14 protein-coding genes and 1 tRNA gene are annotated in these 16850 nt (G+C 62.9%); 5 read left to right on the top strand and 10 right to left on the bottom strand.

Translation table 11 applies throughout. The features are described from left to right. From carA to VLJ37_07825, 3 genes are all read left to right on the top strand, one after another. Positions 1 to 865, top strand: an 865-nt coding sequence (carA, locus tag VLJ37_07815; protein ID HSA59575.1) for a glutamine-hydrolyzing carbamoyl-phosphate synthase small subunit, incomplete at its 5' end; no start/stop codon positions are given. A gap of 4 nt (positions 866 to 869) precedes the next feature. Further along, on the top strand, positions 870 to 4163 hold the full coding sequence (gene carB / locus VLJ37_07820) for a carbamoyl-phosphate synthase large subunit (GenBank protein HSA59576.1): 3294 nt from the start codon (positions 870 to 872) through the stop codon (positions 4161 to 4163). A 25-nt stretch (positions 4164 to 4188) separates the two neighbouring features. Then, on the top strand, positions 4189 to 4347 hold the full coding sequence (locus tag VLJ37_07825) for a DUF5679 domain-containing protein (GenBank protein HSA59577.1): 159 nt from the start codon (positions 4189 to 4191) through the stop codon (positions 4345 to 4347). Positions 4348 to 4419: 72 nt separating this feature from the next. Here VLJ37_07825 and speA read toward each other — a convergent pair whose 3' ends face one another. The 3 genes from speA to VLJ37_07840 all read right to left on the bottom strand — a co-directional run bounded on the left by speA (position 4420) and on the right by VLJ37_07840 (position 7888). Continuing rightward, on the bottom strand, positions 4420 to 6417 hold the full coding sequence (gene speA / locus VLJ37_07830; protein ID HSA59578.1) for a biosynthetic arginine decarboxylase: 1998 nt from the start codon (positions 6415 to 6417) through the stop codon (positions 4420 to 4422). 144 nt (positions 6418 to 6561) lie between these two features. Continuing rightward, positions 6562 to 7677, bottom strand: a complete 1116-nt coding sequence (locus tag VLJ37_07835) for a medium chain dehydrogenase/reductase family protein (protein HSA59579.1) — start codon at positions 7675 to 7677, stop codon at positions 6562 to 6564. Between the two features lie 134 nt (positions 7678 to 7811). Next, positions 7812 to 7888, bottom strand: a tRNA-Met gene (locus tag VLJ37_07840). A gap of 223 nt (positions 7889 to 8111) precedes the next feature. Here VLJ37_07840 and lpdA point away from each other — a divergent pair. Next, on the top strand, positions 8112 to 9533 hold the full coding sequence (lpdA, locus tag VLJ37_07845; GenBank protein HSA59580.1) for a dihydrolipoyl dehydrogenase: 1422 nt from the start codon (positions 8112 to 8114) through the stop codon (positions 9531 to 9533). Here the strand turns inward: lpdA and scpB are convergent. The 4 genes from scpB to VLJ37_07865 all read right to left on the bottom strand — a co-directional run bounded on the left by scpB (position 9501) and on the right by VLJ37_07865 (position 12639). After that, positions 9501 to 10259: an SMC-Scp complex subunit ScpB gene (gene scpB, locus VLJ37_07850; GenBank protein ID HSA59581.1), complete on the bottom strand. Its 759-nt coding sequence runs from the start codon at positions 10257 to 10259 to the stop codon at positions 9501 to 9503. The genes lpdA and scpB overlap by 33 nt on opposite strands. Then, the gene (locus VLJ37_07855) at positions 10234 to 10971 is read right to left on the bottom strand and encodes a segregation/condensation protein A (GenBank protein ID HSA59582.1); all 738 of its coding nucleotides are present in this window, start codon (positions 10969 to 10971) and stop codon (positions 10234 to 10236) included. Before VLJ37_07855 ends, scpB begins: the two co-directional genes overlap by 26 nt. After that, positions 10971 to 11945 (bottom strand): tryptophan--tRNA ligase, encoded by a 975-nt coding sequence (gene trpS, locus VLJ37_07860; protein ID HSA59583.1) that lies wholly within the window; start codon positions 11943 to 11945, stop codon positions 10971 to 10973. The genes VLJ37_07855 and trpS overlap by 1 nt, the downstream gene beginning before the upstream one ends. Positions 11946 to 12006: 61 nt before the next feature. Then, positions 12007 to 12639: a site-2 protease family protein gene (locus tag VLJ37_07865; protein ID HSA59584.1), complete on the bottom strand. Its 633-nt coding sequence runs from the start codon at positions 12637 to 12639 to the stop codon at positions 12007 to 12009. A 138-nt stretch (positions 12640 to 12777) separates the two neighbouring features. On the opposite strand from VLJ37_07865, the gene VLJ37_07870 reads away from it, so the two are divergent. Next, on the top strand, positions 12778 to 13794 hold the full coding sequence (locus VLJ37_07870; GenBank protein HSA59585.1) for a GSU2403 family nucleotidyltransferase fold protein: 1017 nt from the start codon (positions 12778 to 12780) through the stop codon (positions 13792 to 13794). A 67-nt stretch (positions 13795 to 13861) separates the two neighbouring features. On the opposite strand, the gene VLJ37_07875 is transcribed toward VLJ37_07870, so the two are convergent. The 3 genes from VLJ37_07875 to VLJ37_07885 form a co-directional block, all read right to left on the bottom strand. Continuing rightward, positions 13862 to 15715 carry a hypothetical protein gene (locus VLJ37_07875; protein ID HSA59586.1) on the bottom strand — a complete coding sequence of 618 codons (1854 nt, stop codon included), beginning with the start codon at positions 15713 to 15715 and terminating at the stop codon, positions 13862 to 13864. A gap of 92 nt (positions 15716 to 15807) precedes the next feature. Continuing rightward, positions 15808 to 16161: an HTH domain-containing protein gene (locus VLJ37_07880; protein HSA59587.1), complete on the bottom strand. Its 354-nt coding sequence runs from the start codon at positions 16159 to 16161 to the stop codon at positions 15808 to 15810. 23 nt (positions 16162 to 16184) lie between these two features. After that, positions 16185 to 16850: hypothetical protein (locus VLJ37_07885; GenBank protein HSA59588.1), on the bottom strand; the 666-nt coding region annotated here is incomplete at its 5' end.

A 16850-nucleotide genomic window follows, 5' to 3' on the forward strand; every position in this document is an offset into this window, starting at 1 on the left:
GGCCCCGTCCAATTTCCGGTCCCGCGAGCCGCTTCATTCCTACCTTAAGAGGAACAAGATCGTCGCCATCGAGGGGGTCGACACCCGCGCGCTCACGCGCCACCTGCGCGACCACGGCTCAAAGACGGGTATCCTCTCGACGAAGGATTTTGACCGGAAACGGCTTCTTCGGAAGGTGAGGGCGGCGCAAGGGATGGTCGGCCGCGACCTCGTTCGGGAGGTTACCTGCAAGAAGCCCTATCGGTGGACCGAAGGGGCCTGGACGTTGGAGAAGGGATATAAAGGAAGGAAGATAGACCTAAAGAAGAAGTTTAAAGTCATTGCCTATGATTTTGGAATTAAAAGAAATATTTTGAGAAATCTTGTGGACGCCGGCTGCGACGTCACCGTCGTCCCCGCCGGCACGACCGCCCAAGAGGTGCTGGCGAAGAGGCCCGACGGGGTCTTCCTCTCGAATGGCCCCGGCGATCCCGAGCCCGTGACCTACGCGATCGACACTATCCGGGATTTAGTTGGCAAGGTCCCCATCTTCGGGATCTGTCTGGGGCACCAGCTCCTCGGTCTCGCCCTGGGCGGCAAGACCTACAAGCTCAAGTTCGGCCACCACGGAGGCAACCAGCCCGTGATGGACTTGGAGACGAACAAGGTCGAGATCACGGCTCAGAACCATGGATTCGCCGTCGACACGGACTCCCTCAAAGGGAAGGCGGTGCTGACGCACGTGAACCTGAACGACAAGACGGTCGAGGGCTTGAAGCTTTCGAAGGTGCCGGCGTTTTCCGTGCAGTATCACCCCGAGGCCTCGCCGGGGCCGCATGATGCGCATTATTTGTTCGAACGATTTGTGAAAATGATGAAGGGGTAGGGGAATGCCGAAACGCACCGACATCCAAAAGATCATGATCATCGGGTCCGGACCGATCATCATCGGCCAGGCCTGCGAGTTCGACTATTCGGGGACTCAGGCCTGCCGGGCCCTCAAGGAGGAGGGCTACACCGTCATCCTCGTCAACTCCAACCCGGCGACCATCATGACCGACCCCGAGTTCGCCGACCGGACCTACATCGAGCCGATGACGCCGGAGATGGTCGCGAAGATCGTCGAAAAGGAGCGCCCGGACGCTCTGCTCCCCACGCTGGGAGGGCAGACGGGGCTCAACACCGCGGTCGCCCTGGCCGAGTCCGGCGTTCTGGAAAAATACGGCGTGGAGCTGATCGGCGCGAAACTGCCAGCCATCAAGAAGGCCGAGGACCGCAAGCTCTTCAAGGAGGCGATGCAGAAGATCGGCTTGGAGCTGCCGCAAAGCGGCTTCGCCACCACGCTCGCGGAGGCCCTGGGCATCCTCAAACAGGTCGGGTTTCCCGCCATCATCCGTCCTTCGTTCACCATGGGCGGCACCGGCGGCGGCATCGCCCGCGACCGGAAGGAGTTCGTGGACATCGTGTCCCGGGGGCTGGCCGCGAGCCCCGTGAGCCAGGTCTTGATCGAGGAGTCCGTCTTGGGGTGGAAGGAGTACGAGCTCGAGGTGATGCGCGACCGGAAGGACAACGTCGTCATCATCTGCTCGATCGAAAATTTGGACCCCATGGGCGTCCACACGGGGGACTCCATCACCGTCGCGCCCCAACAGACGCTCACCGACAAGGAATACCAGGTCATGCGGGACGCGGCGATCCGGGTGATCCGCGAGATCGGCGTCGATACGGGGGGGTCCAACATCCAGTTCGGCGTCAATCCCAAGGACGGGAGGATGGTGGTGATCGAGATGAACCCTCGCGTGTCGCGGAGCTCCGCGCTCGCCTCGAAGGCAACGGGCTTCCCGATCGCCAAGATCGCGACGAAGCTCGCCGTCGGGTACACGCTCGACGAGATCCTGAACGACATCACCCGTTCGACGCCGGCGTCGTTCGAGCCGACGATCGATTACGTGGTGACCAAGATCCCGCGTTTCACATTCGAGAAATTCAAGCAGGCCGAGCCCGTCCTGACCACGCAGATGAAATCGGTGGGGGAGGCGAAGGCGATCGGGCGGACGTTTCAGGAATCCCTCCAGAAGGCGATCCGCTCCCTAGAAATTGGTCGGTACGGTCTTACTCTGATTGAGGGGGAGGCTCCGGCGGCTCGGCCGACGGAGGGGGCGACGCGAGCCCCTATGATGACCAAGAAGGCCCTCCTGAAGCACATCGAGACGCCCCGGCCCGAGAGGATCTTTTACGTCGCGGAGGCCTTCCGGCGGAGGTGCAGCGTCGCGGAGGTCTTCAAGGCGACCAAGATCGATCCTTGGTTCTTGACGCACATCCGCGACATCGTCTCGTTCGAAGGCAAATTGAAGGCGGGGAGGGGCCGGGTCACCGCGCCTCTCCTGGCCGAGGCCAAGCGCCGGGGCTTCTCCGACAGCCGCCTGGCGGACCTCTGGAAAATGGATGAGAAAAGTGTCCGTAAGCTACGGAAAATAAATAAGATAATACCTGTCTACAAGATCGTCGATACCTGCGCCGCGGAGTTCAAGGCCTACACGCCTTATCTCTATTCGACCTACGAGACCGAGGACGAGGCGGCCGTGACGAAGCGCAAGAAGATCGTCATCCTGGGCGGGGGCCCGAACCGGATCGGGCAGGGCATCGAATTCGACTACTGCTGCGTGCACGCGAGCTTCGCGCTGCGGGAGGATGGTTACGAGACCATCATGGTCAATTGCAACCCGGAGACGGTCTCGACCGACTACGATGTCTCCGACCGCCTGTATTTCGAGCCTCTCACCTACGAGGACGTCATGAACATCGTGGAGGCGGAGAAGCCGGACGGCGTCATCGTCCAATTTGGCGGTCAGACGCCCCTCAAGCTCGCCGTCAGCCTCAAGAAGGCGGGGGCGCCGATCATCGGCACGTCCCCCGAATCCATCAACCGGGCGGAGGACCGCGAACTGTTCGCTCAGATGATCCGCAAGCTGGGCCTGCGTCAGCCCCGGAACGGGATGGCGCGTTCCGTCGACGAGGCGGTAAAGGTCGCCGAGTCGATCGGTTACCCCGTGCTCGTGCGGCCGTCGTACGTCCTGGGAGGGCGCGCGATGGAGATCGTCTATGATTCGAAGGGGCTCAAGGACTACATGGATCGGGAGCGCGCGAGCCTGCCGGTCCTGGTCGATCAATTCCTGGACGGGGCGCTGGAAGTCGACGTCGACGCGCTGGCGGACAAGGACGGGACCGTTTTCGTGGCCGGGATCCTGGAGCACATCGAGGAGGCGGGCATCCACTCGGGCGACAGCGCCATGAGCCTGCCGCCGCGCTCGCTGACGGCGGACATCCTGGCGCAAGTCCAAGACTGGAGCGTCCGCATGGCCCAGGAGCTCAAGGTGGTGGGGCTCATGAACGTCCAATTCGCCGTCGTTTATAAGGAGGGGGTCGGGGATTTGTACGTCCTGGAGGTGAATCCCAGGGCGTCGCGGACGGTGCCGTTCGTCTCGAAGGCGGTGGGCAGTCCCTTGGCCAAGATCGCCTCGCTCCTCATGGTCGGCCACAAACTCGCGGAATTCCCCCTCCAAGCGCCGCTCAGCCTCCCGTACGTGGCGATCAAGGAGTCGGTCTTTCCCTTCAGCAAGTTCGCGGGCGTCGACACGCTCCTGGGTCCCGAAATGAAGTCGACGGGCGAGGTGATGGGGATCGCCGACGGTTTTGGGGAGGCCTTCGCCAAGTCGCAGCTCGCCGCGGGGACGAATCTGCCGTCCTCGGGCACGGCCTTCTTGAGCGTCCGGAACGAGGACAAGCCGGCGGTCTTGGAGGCGGCCCGGAGGCTTCTGGCCCTGGGTTTCAAGGTCGTCGCCACCAAGGGAACGGCGTTATTTTTGAGGGAGCACGGGCTGAACGCGGTTCAAGCCGTCAACAAGGTGACCGAGGGCAGCCCGCATATCGTGGACCGCCTCGAAAAGGGGGAGATTGCGCTCGTCATCAACACGCCCGAGGGACGGCTATCCGCCATGGATTCGTTCTCGATCCGGAGGACGGCCCTCATGAAGAACGTCCCGTATTTCACCACGGCCGCGGCCGCCGTGGCGGCGGTCGAGGGGATCGAGACGATGATGAAGCGAGGGCTCGAGGTCAAGGCTATGCAAGACTACCACCAAGTGGTAAAAGACAGACACGTCGCGAACGCCGGTACCCATTAACGTTGATCTTATTCAAGGAGGCTGCATGAACGATAAAGTGGAGGCTTACTGCGTGAAGTGCAAGGCGAAACAAGAGATGGTCGAGGCCAAGGAAGTTGAAATGAAAAACGGCCGGAAGGCCATGCAGGGCAAATGCGGCAAATGCGGGACGGGGATGTATAAGATCCTGGGCGGCAAGAAATAGTTTACATAATATATCTTATACGACAACTCTGGATATGGCGTAGGGGCGAACCTCGTGTTCGCCCCTCGTTATTTAGAACTGCCCGTCCGATAAATACGTGTAATCCGTCAGCGCCTTCCGGTACTCATCCAGGAGCCTCATCCCCAAGGTGGGTTTGATCCGGTCTTCCTTGATCGCGGCATCCACCACCGCCTTGAACTTCCGGACCAGGTCGTTCGGGTCGTATTGGGTGTTGTTCAGGACCTGCTCCACGGTGGAGCCGGGAATCACCTCCTCCACGTAGAAGCCGCTCTCCTCGTCCGGGTCCAGGAAGACGTGGACCTCGTTCGTCCGCCCGAAGAGATTGTGCTGGTCGCCCATGATGTCCTGATAGGCCCCGATCAGGAAGAAACCCAGGTAATAAGGGTCATTCTTGCTTCCGGGACCGAAGGAATGCAGCGGCAACGACTCCTTCACGTCCTGGACGTCGATGAACTCGTCGATCTTGCCTTCCGAATCGCAGGTGATGTCCACGAGCGTCGCCCGGTTGTCCGGCATCTCGTTCAAGCGGTGGATCGGGATGATGGGGAAAAGCTGACCGATCGCCCAGTTGTCCAGGAGAGACTGGAAGATCGAGAAATTGCAGACGTATTGGTCGGACAGCGTGTTCGCCAAATCCGAGATCTCCTCCGGGACATGGCCGTTCTGCTGGAACTTGTTCACGATCTGTTCGGCCAGCTGCCAATAGAGATTTTCGACCTTGGCCTTGGCGACCAAGTCCAGCAGCCCCACGTCGAAGAGCCCCGTCGCCTCCTCCTTGACCTGCTGGAGGGCGTGGTAAAGCTCCAGGACGTTCTTCTTGTGGGGAAGCTTGCGCCGGATCGAGAGCATGTCGCGAATGACCTTGTGCTCCTTGTCGTCCGCGTTGATCGACATGAGCTTTGACTCGCGGCTCTTTTCGACGTTGGCGAAGGCCTCGACGACCAGCACCGTGTGGTGCGCGACCGTGGAACGCCCGGATTCCGAGACAATCGCCGGGTGCGGCACCTTCTCCTCGTCGCAGACGTCGCGGATGTTGTAGACGATCGTGCTGGCGTACTCGTCCAGCGAATAGTTCATCGAGGAATGGAACGTCGTCCCCGATCCGTCGTAGTCGATGGCGAGACCGCCCCCCACGTCGATGTATTCGATCTTGGCGCCGATCTGGAGGAATTTGGCGTAATACCGCGCGGCCTCACGGGCCGCCTGCTTGAAGTGCATGATGTCCGGCACCTGGGACCCGATGTGGAAATGGATCATCTTCAGGCTGTTGCCGAAGCCGCTCTCCTGCAGGACTTCCCAGGCCTCCAGGGCCTCGGCCGCGGAGAGCCCGAACTTGGCGGTGTCGCCGCTGGATTCCGCCCACTTCCCCGCCCCTTTGCTGTTCAAACGGATGCGGATCCCCACCATCGGCTCCACCTCCATCTGCCGGGCCACCTGGATCACGCGCTCGAGCTCGTCCACCTTCTCCATGACGAGAATGATCTTGCGCCCGACCTTCTGCCCCAACAGCGCCAGACGGATGAAGTGATTGTCCTTGTAGCCGTTGCAGACGATCAGGCTCTCCGGATTGTCGTTGACCGCCAGGGCCGCGACGAGTTCCGGTTTGCTGCCCACTTCCAGCCCGTGGTTGAACTCGCGTCCGGCGTCGAGGATCTCCTCCACCACCTCGCGAAGCTGGTTGACCTTGATCGGGAAGACGCCCCGGTAGACGTTCTGGTACTTGTGCTCCTCGACGGCGTTGCGGAAGGCCAGGTTGATCGACCGCACGCGGTGGTGCAGGAGGTCCTGAAAACGGATCTGCAGCGGAAACGTGAGACCCGCCTCCTTGGCCACCTTGATGACGGACATGAGGGAGATGCTGGGCCCGTCCTGCTGGATGGGGCGGCACACCACCTCCCCCGCCTCATCCGCGGAAAAATAACCCGAGCCCCAGTTGTCGATGTTGTAAAGTCGGACGGAGTCTTCGACCTTCCAGGATTTCACGTCCTTCGGGAGACCGTGACCGTTTCCGTTTGTGAGGGGAATTTCTTTGACGCTCGTCTGAGGCATCTATTTTTGTCTTTACCGCATGAACATCTTAAAATTTATACACTTGGGCGGTGATCGTCAAACCTTTTCTCGGATTTTTCGCCAAAAAAGCCCGCGACGATGCGACGTGAGTTTTTTATTTTTGCACCGGGGCGCCGGCCTTCGCTAAGTCGCTGCCCGGTCGCGCCGCGACGGGAGCTCCGGGCACAGGACGATCTTGCCCTCGAGACCGCCCGCCTCAAGACGTCGGTGCGCCTCGGCGACCTCGTCGAAGGAGATCCGCTCGGCGACGCGCGGCCGGATGGAGCGAGTGGACAACAGGCCGAAGAGCCGCTCCAGGTCCTCCCGAAACCAGGCGGGATGTCGCGCCCGCATCAGGTTGATCGAGTAGACGCGGGTGCGCTTGCCGTCACGCAACCACTTCCATAGAGACTGGAGAGACTGGCGCGCCAGCCACATCAAGATCGCGAGCGGGCGACGCTGCGGCTGCACGCCCGCCGTGTAGCCGTAGGCGCAGAGCAGGCCGCCGCGCTTGAGCGCCGCAAACGAACGACGATAACCGTCCTCGCCGACCCCGTCGAAGACGACGTCGAACCCGCCCACCAGGACGCGCGTGAAGTCTTCCCGTTGGTAGTCGATCGGCGTCGCGCCGAGCTCGCGGATTAGCGACGCGTGCGCGCCGCGCGCGGTGCCCCACAGCTCCAGTCCGGCCTGCCTGCCGAGCACGCACAGCGCCTGGCCGACGGCGCCGGCGGCTCCCTGCACGAGCACTCGCTGTCCTTGCCGCACCCGGGCCGCGCGGTGAAGGAGCTGGTAGGCGGTAGTCCAGCTCAAGATCAGCGCGGCCGCCTCCGCCGCGTCGGCGCCCGCCGGCACGCGGGTCAGGTGGTCGGCCCGGAGCGTGCGATAGGCTGCGTTCGACCCAAGGACCGTCATATCGGCCACGCGGTCACCAAGCTGAAAGCCGCTCACGCCTTCGCCGAGCTGATCGATGACACCGATGACATCATAGCCCATCACGAAGGGAGGCCGGAGGCTCATCGTTTGCGGGTAGAGGTGGCGCCGGATCACCACGTCGGTGTACTCCAGGCCCGAGGCGAGCACGCGGACCCTCACCTCGCCGCGGCCGGCCGTCGGCACGGGAGCGTCGACCACCTCCAGCCCGTCGGGACCGCCAAAGCTCCTGACTTGAACAACCCGGTTGCGGCGCTCTCTCAGGGGCGGTGCGTCGCCGGGCAGTGTCATGGTGGCGTTTGCCGCCGAATCGGAAGCGTCACTCATGGTCCAAGTTGTAAACATTCGTTCGAACGGTTCAAGCCAAAAGTCGGTGAGGCATTCGCGAAGGCTGGGATCTTGCTGGATGATTCGTACATCGCCGTCCCCGGGGTCACCGGGGAGCGGCGCATATACGTTGGTGGTAGCGGGGGCAGGATTTGAACCTGCGACCTCCGGGTTATGAGCCCGGCGAGCTACCGGACTGCTCCACCCCGCGATCAGTCCGGCTGTGATAGTGGAAGCGGTTGCGCTTTGTCAACCGCTCTTGCTATACGCTGCGGCCCACGACCGAGGCCGGGCGCCCGTCCAGGGCGCGCGGCCGAGGAAGTGCTTGGAGGCGAAGCCGAAAAGCATGCCAAGCTTTTTCAACTCGCTGAACACGGGCGACATCGAGAATCTTTCGCTCGTCGTTCATGAGAAAGAGTTGTAAGGAGGTCACCATGCCGGACATCCAAGAATTCGACCTGATCGTCATCGGCGCCGGACCGGCAGGCTACGTGGCCGCGATCCGCGCCTCGCAACTCGGAATGAAGGTCGCCTGCGTCGAGAAGGAAAGGACGCTCGGAGGAACCTGCCTCAACGTCGGGTGCATCCCCAGCAAGGCCCTCCTCGAATCTTCCGAGCACTATGCCTTCCTCCAGCGCAGGATGGCGGACCACGGGATCGCCGTCCAAGGGGCGTCCGTCGATTTTGGAAAATTCATGGAGCGGAAGGACAAGGTCGTCGCGCAGCTCACCGGCGGCGTGGCGGCCCTCTTCAAGAAGAACAAAGTGACCCACGTCCTGGGCCAGGCGCGGATCAACGAGAAGACCCAGAAGGACAAGATCGTCACCGTGACCCGGGACAAGGAAGAAGTGCCGTTGAAGGCGCGCCACATCCTGATCGCCACCGGCAGCCAGCCGATCTCGATCCCCGGCGTCGCACTGGACGGTGTCCGCGTCGTCGACTCCACCGGCGCCCTCTCCCTCCCGCAGATCCCGAAAAAGCTCGTCATCATCGGGGGGGGCTACATCGGCCTGGAGATCGGGTCGGTCTACCTCCGTTTGGGCAGCGAGGTCGTCGTTCTGGAAGCCATGGACCGGATCGTGCCCCTCATGGACGCCGACCTCTCGCGCGGCCTCCACCGCATCCTCGAAAAACAGGGTATGAAGTTCAGTGTCAAAACGAAGGTCAAGGAGACCGAGGTGAAGAAGGACGGGACGGCGGTCGTCCACGTGATCGACCCCAAGGGCGGCGAGGCCGCCATCGACGCCGACGTCGTCCTGATGGCCGTCGGCCGGAAACCGTACACCGAAGGGCTGGGTCTCAAGGAGGCCGGCGTTCAGTTAGACGAGAAGGGCCGGATCGTCGTCGATCCGAAGTACCAGACCTCCGTCGAAGGGATTTACGCCGTGGGCGACGTCATCGCGGGCCCCATGCTCGCGCACAAGGCGATGGAGGAAGGCACGGCGGTCGTCGAGATGCTCGCCGGGCAGGCGGGACACGTGAATTACGGGGCGATCCCGAGCGTGGTCTACACGCACCCGGAGGTTGCCTCGGTGGGCCTTACGGAGGAAGAGGCCAAGCTAAAGGGATTCGAGGTCAAGACGCACAAGTTTTCGATGCTGGCCAATGGGCGTTCGATCGCCATGGGCGAACGCGACGGCTTCGTGAAACTCGTGGCGGACAAGAAGACGGACCGGTTGCTCGGCGCCCACATCATCGCGCCGCGGGCCTCGGACATGATCGCGGAGCTCGTCTTGGCGATGGGGTATTCGGCCTCGGCGGAGGACATCGCGCGGACCTGCCACGCCCATCCGACGCTCGCCGAAGCGGTGAAGGAGGCGGCGCTAGGTCTCGGAGGCGGGACCATTCACGCCTGACCCGGGAGTCGTTTCCGGAGTCGTCGTCGCCTCCACGGCGGCCTTTTCGGCGTCCTTCAAATCCTTCAGTTTGGCGTCGAGTTCTTCGAGGGCCAGCCGGTCTTCTTCGGCGACTTGGCCCAATTCCTCCGGCGTCGTGATCAGGTCGGCGACGTCCAGCCCCTGCTCCTCGGCGGCGACGGCGGCCTGCGACTTGGCCATTTCCTCGAATTCCTGCAGAGGCGGGAGGTCGGCGAGGTCCTTGAGGCCGAAGAGCTCCAAAAACTCCGAGGTCGTGGCGTAAAGCAGCGGCCGGCCGGCTTCTTCCTTGCGTCCCACGCACTTGATCAGGCGGCGGTCGGTCAAGCTCTTGAGAACCCCCCCGCTGTCCACGCCCCGGACGGACTCGATGTCCGAGCGGGTGACCGGCTGCCGGTAGGCGATCAAGGCGAGCGTCTCGATCCCGGCGACGGAGAGCCTCTGAGGCTTGGGCCGGTTGAGCGCCTTGATCCACGGGGCCAGGCCCAAGCGCGAGCGGAACTCGTAGCCTTCGGCCACGCGGATCAGCTGGATGCCGCGTCCCCTCTCCTCCCATTCCCGTTCGAGCGATGCGAGCGCTTCTTCGAGCTCCTTGCGGGAGGCCCCCGTCGCCTCGATCATCTCGCTCGTTCCCAAAGGGCGCCCGGAAACGAAGATCAGGGTTTCGAGAATTTCCTCTAATTTAGGGTTGGTCGGTTGTGTTTCCATGGGTCTCCTCTTCCGTCACCAGGGCACGGACGACGATCCGGTGAAAGACCTTTTCCTGGACGATCCGGAGCAGGTGCTGCTTGGCCATCTCCAAGATGGCCAGGAAGGTGATGACCAGATCGCCGCGTGTCTTTTCGCCGGCGAACAGGTCTTCGAACGCGACCTGATCCCGAGTCTTCAAGAGTTCGGTCAATTCCAAGATGCGCTCCGAGACGCCCGTCCGCGGCCTGCTGATCTCGTGGACGGCGTCCTTGGGCAGGCGCTTGAGCAGGTCCTGAAAGGCGGAGATGAGCGAGAGCGTGTCGGCCTCGATCGTCATCTCCGCGCCGGACTCGTCCGCTTCCTCCGGCGGGCGGGCGAAGACGTCCGTGCCGAGGAGGGGCCGCGAGATCAGGGAGCGGGCGGCCGCCTTGTAGCGCTGGTATTCGAGCAGGCGCCGGATGAGCTCGGCGCGGGGGTCCGGCCCCTCTTCCTCCTCCGGCGGCGGCTCCGGCAGGAGCATCTTCGACTTGATATAGGTGAGTTCCGAGGCCATCTCGACGAACTCGCCGGCGAGGTCGATGTCCAACTCCTGGGCGAGCTGCAGGTACTGGAGGTATTGATCGAGAAGCCGCGAGATCGGGATGTCGTAGATGTCCAGATCCTCCTTCTTGATGAGGTGAAGGAGGAGATCCAGCGGGCCTTCGAAGACTTCGAGCTGAACGCGTTCCATCAGAACCTCATGGCCTTCCGCACGCGGGCGAGCGTCGCCGCCGCGACGTCGCGGGCGCGCACCGTCCCTCGCTCCAAGATGGCGTGGATCATTCCCGGATCCTTCTCGTAGTCGGCGCGGCGCGCGCGGATCGGGTCCAGGAAGGCGTTGATCGCGGCGGCCATGTTCTTTTTATCCTCCACGCAGCCCAGCTTGGCCGATCGGCAGTCCCGGTCCACCGTCTCGACCACGTCCGGCCGGCTGTGGAGCTTGTGGTAGTCGAAGATGAGGCAGATCTCGGGGTTGCCCGGGTCGTCCTTGCGGATCCGGGCGGGATCGGTGATCGCCGAGCGGACCTTCTTGTCGATGGCCTCCGGGGTGTCGCTCAAGTACAGGCAGTTGTCGTAGCTTTTGCTCATCTTCCGCCGGTCCATCCCCAGGAGTTTGGGGGCGTCGGTCAAGAGCGGCTGCGGTTCGACGAGCGTTTCCCCGTAAAGATAATTGAACCTCCGGACGACCTCCCGCGAGAGCTCGATGTGAGGGACCTGATCCTGCCCCACCGGCACCTTCTGGCCGTCGTAGAGGGCGATGTCGGCGGTCTGCAGGAGCGGATAACCCAAAAATCCGTACGTCGAGAGGTCCTTGGTGGAGAGCTCCTGCTGCATTTCCTTGTAGGAAGGCACGCGTTCGAGCCAGCCGAGCGGCGTGATCATCGAAAGCAGCAAGTGGAGTTCCGCGTGCTCCTTGACGTCGGACTGGATGAAGATCACCGCCTTCTCCGGATCCAGCCCAACGGAGAGCCAGTCGAGCAGGATTTGCCCGCTGGACTCGCGCACGATCTCCGGCTTGGCGTACTCGGTCGTGAGCCCGTGCAGGTCGGCCACGAAGAAGAAACATTCGTAGTCCTGTTGGAGCTTGATCCAGTTGCGGAGCACGCCGTGATAGTGCCCCAAGTGCAGCCGGCCGGTCGGCCTCATGCCGGAAACGATTCTCATGGTTCCCGCCTCTCGGCTCCAACCATTCCCTCGCCCACCCATTCTGGGTACACGGTCTCGGTCATGGCAGGATCAACCTCGCGATGCCGTAGATGGGAATGATCAAGATGCGAAAGACGCCCAGGTAAAGTCCCGCGATGAGGATCAGGAACCCGTACCGGGCGATGCGCTCGTATCCCTCGAGGTAGCGATCGGGCAGGACGCCGGCCAGGATGCCGCTGCCGTCCAGCGGCGGGATGGGGATCAAATTAAAGAAGGCGAGCATGAGGTTCAAGAAGACGCCCGTGTCGAGGATCTGGGCGACGATAACGACCGTCGGGGACTCAAGGCCCAGATAGAGAATCGCGCGGATGATCCCCGCAAAGATCAAGGCCAGGAGGATGTTGGCCAACGGCCCAGCGGCCGAGACCTTCAGGTTGCCGACCCGCCCTCCCCTCAAATTTCTGGGATCCACCGGCACGGGCCGGGCCCATCCGAAGAGGAGAAGACCCGGCATCAGGAACATCATGAGCGGAAACAGGACGGTGCCGATCCAGTCGATGTGGGCGAGCGGATTGAGCGTCAGCCGCCCCATCATCTTGGCCGTCGGATCCCCCAGCCGGTTCGCCGCCCAGGCGTGGGCGGCCTCGTGGAACGAGAGCGAGAAGAGAAAAACGGGGAAAAAGACGATGAATTGGGCGATGCGATCCGACATCCATGGATGTTTAACCAGTGAGGACGAACGAAGTCAATTGATCGGCCGCGAAATAGAAGGTTCGACGACTTTGAGGGGGCAGTGAGTTATACGTTGATTTAGTAAATAAACATATATATAACGTATAACATGGAGTCTTTGGACCTCGCCATTCGGAACCTCTTCTCTGAATTCCAGGAATCCGTTTTTGCGAGGATGGACTTGGAGAAATCCCTCAAGGAGAGCGGAACTTTCGTTCGGAAAACCGTAAAGGGAAAAATCTATTGGTATCTGCAGCGTTATGAAGAGGGTCAGGCCAAGCAGGTTTATTTCGGGCGGACGGACGGAAAAACCGAAGCCCAGGTGGTGGAAGCACGAAAAAAGCGCAGGGGGGAAAGAGAGATTTTAAAGAAAATGAGGAACGACGAGGAACGACGGGCGGCGGCGCTTCGGCGCGCCGGCCTGCCCTTCGCAGACGCAGCGGCCGCAACCGTCCTGGAGTCCCTTTCCGAGAAGAGCCTCATTGACCGCGGCGGAGTTCTTGTCGGCTCGCACGCCTTTGCCGCCTATTCGGGCATCCTGGGATTCCTTTTTGAAAAACAATCGCTGAAGACCCTCGATATCGATGTGGTGGGTGACAAAACTTTGCGGCCTGACGACAGGTCCGACGTCCCCGCGATGGAAATCCTGTCTGCCGATTTCCGGCCCATCCCTCCCCTCTCGCTTAAGAATTTGCCGAATCGCTTCGCCTCTCCGCACGGTCTTCGCGTCGATTTCCTGATACCGCAAAGGGGAAAGCCGAAGGCCGGCTGCCGTGCCGTGGGTTTGAAGGACGTGGGGGCCGAACCCCTGCCGTTTCTGGATTTTCTGATTGAGAGGCCGATTCGTGTGGCGCTGCTCAGCCCCTGGGGAGGAATTCCCGTGACAATTCCAGATCCGTCCCGTTTTGCCATTCACAAGCTGATCGTCAGCGTACGGCGATCCGTCGCGGAAGACGCCAAGAGAGCAAAGGATCTGGTCCAGGCGAGGCAATTGATCGTCGCCTGCGCCCAAGAACGTCCTGCCGACTTAAAGCAAGCGCTCCGGGATGCGAGAGATCGTGGAAAACGATGGCGGCAGTCATTGAATCGCGCGGTCACCGCGTTACCCGACGAAATTGCCGGTTTACTTTCCTGAGAGGCTAACCCCTCCCATGAAATCATTTGGGCGGCCGTCACCTTGTTGCCGGCAGCGTCCGGTGGAGTCAATTCAAGCCGCTTTTGAGGGTGGGATCGGCGTTCCCGTGCGAACAGAGGATCCGCTCCAGGGCCGCCCCGACGACGACCGGGGAAAGATTCCTAAGGGCGCGGAGGGCGACGGAGAAGGTCTCGGGGGTCTTCGCTCCTTCCAAGACCCCTTGCAGTCCGGCGGCCAGCGCCTTTTCCGCCTCCGCCCCGCGCGGCAGGAGGCTCGCCCCGTAGTGAACCCAGGCCCTCACCCGCTCGCGCTCCTCCTCCGGCAAGGCCGGGAGATGGTCCAGGGCGTAGTCGATCCCTCCGGCTCGGAATCCCAACAGCGCCGCGAGCCGGGCGGTTTTTCCCCGATCTCCATCGGAGGCGGCCTTGCGGAGCATAAAAAAGATCTCGGGAAGGGAGCCCGGGAAGCGGGGCAAGGCGATCCTTTCCAGCCGTTCCAGCGCCGCGTCAATCCGTTCGGCGGGCGTGGCGGCCGCGGCGCGCGCCTCCTCGAACGCCTTCATTGCCTCGTCGATCTCTCCCCTCTCAGCCCGGATCCTCCCGATCCGGATCAGGCCCTGAACGCGGCCCGGGAACTCGTGGGTTGCGACGAATCTCCGGAACTCCTCGAAGACCTCACCCGCCGTTTCCCTCCATTCCGGCCCCGCCTGGGTCAACAGGGCCGTGAGCCAGTGGAGGGCGTTGAACCGGTCGGTCACGGCGAGCCGCTCGCTCCGGAGGAGTTCGCGGGCTTCTTCGAATCGCCGGGCCTTGGCAAGCTCGATGGTCAAGCCTCCCAGGGCGGAAGACCTCTGCCCCGGGTCGCGGATCTCCCGCCGGATGAAGGCGGCGGCCTCCGCGAACCGATGGGCCCTCGCCATGTCGACGGCCGCCTGGGTCGAGTACGTGACGTCCGCCGGGTTCGCTTTGCGGATCGTGGCGAGCGACTCCAGCACGACCTCGTACGCCGTCGCGCGGTGCTCCGGTCCCGACAAGAGGAGCTGCTCCCCCAAAACCTTGAGGGCGTAGTGGACGTAAAGGGGCCCGCTCAGCCCCTTCCCTTCGCGGATCGCGGCGCGTGCCTCCTCGAAGATCGCGCGGGCGGTCTCGTGGTCGCCCGCCCTCGCCCAACCGGCGGCCCAATAGCTCGTCGCCCGAATCCGGTAATAGCCGGCCGGCATCTTCTCGATCGTGCCTTGGGCCCGTCCCAGTTCGTCCGCCCGGATCATCTCGAGGGCGAGCTGTTCACGGAGCTCCGTCCGTAGCCCCGGACCGTGGCTGTCGATGAGCCTCAGCGCTTGGGTGAGCGTCTCGCGCGCCGCCTCGTCGCCTGACCGGAACTGACGGCCCGCGAGCGGGATGAGAAGCCTGGTCCGGGCCGATTCGGGGAAGTCCCCGATTACCTCAATCGCCTCCCGAAAGACCTCCCGCGCGGTCTCAAGACGGCCCCATTCCCTGAGCCCCTCGCCGACGCTCATGAGGGCGCGCGCCACGTCGTTCTTGCCACCGGACCGTCGCGCGCATTCTTGGGCGAGCCCGGCGACGGTCTCCGCCTCTCCCGGCAGACCCTTCCCGGCCAGGAGGCCCGCGAATCGGAGGAGATAGGAGACCCGATCGGATAGCGGCAAAGAGCGGGTCAGGGATGGGAGCAGGCTTAAGGATTGGATGACGGGGCGAAGGTCCGTCTGGCGAGGCGTCTCGCAGGCGCGCCAAAGGGGATGCAGGATTGGGGTCGTCGGCGCGAGGTGGCCCCACCCTTCCCACGTGGTGGATCTCTGAAGACCCTCAACGTCCAGGGGGGCCGAGAGACCTGAGTTGATCGAAAACGGCCCCCAGGGGCCCGCGGAAACGACGTTGGAAAATGGAACGACGATGACGTTCACGCTTCCGACCTCCGGCCCGCTTGTCGGATAACGTACTAGGAGGTTGCTCTCAATAGAAACGCCAATAGAGATGCGACGGTCGGATAGACCGATTACGATTCCGTTTTCCCCGCCGACTTCAGCCAGCGGCGGACGGTGGTGTAGCTGACGTTCAGGTCGCTCAACCGGATGGCGCTCCGGTAGAAACCCAGGATTCCGCGCTCGCGGGGTGCGTTCCCCTGCTCCCAGGCCTCGAGGACGCGGCGGCGGATCTCTTCCGGCTTGGAGCGGTTCGACGGTCGGCCCTTGAGCTTGTGGACGAGGCCGGCGCGGCCGAACAACCGGAGCGCCTTGAGCTGCCGCCACACGGTCGTCCGGTGGATCTTGAACTTTTCGCAAATGTCGCGGAGCGCGACCTGGCCGTTTCCGTATCTTTCAATCATCGTGATTTGGCTGATGTCGTCCATTTCCATAAATTTTCCCCACAAATTCATTGATCAAGGAGGCTGATGTCCGTTCCTGTGCTGGCCGCCGGAGGCGGCAATGAGGCGCCGGCAGCCACCTCGTCGGGCCTCGGCGGCGGGAGGACGGTTCCGGCGGCCCCGGTCTCTGCCGGCGCAGGCAGGACAGTGATCTGGGGGCGGAACATCGACAAGTCCACCTTGGCCGCAGGCGTCGCGGTCGCAGGAGATTTGGCCGCGGCCACCGGGCTCGGTGTTGGCTTCGCGGCCTTCGGAGACTCGGACCAGGCGATGTTCCCGTTCCGGTCCGTCTTGGGTTTCGAGAGCATGTCGGTCAGACCGACGGTCCCGAATTCGGCCGCCGGTTTCGAGGGCTCGGCCGTCTTTTGAGGGGTCGGTTTGGCCGCACCCTCCGCGCTATTCGCGCTTCGGGTACTTCCTCCGCCACCCGGCTGTGCCGGGTGCCCGGCGTCGGTCGCTGGAGCGGCGGCGGGCGCGGCCTCGGCCTTCTTGTCGTTGTCTCCCGAACCGGCGGCGAGGGCGCCGACTCCGGCGCCGACGGCCAGGCCGGCGACTCCCGCGCCGATGATCCAGCCCAACGAAGAGCCTTCCTCGTGTTCGTAATTTCCCGCGGGAGCGGACGGTTGCTCCGCCGTCTTCTGCGCGAGCATCGCCATCATCATCTCTTGGCCCGT

Source organism: bacterium, assembly GCA_035454885.1.
Classification (GTDB): domain Bacteria; phylum UBA10199; class UBA10199; order JACPAL01.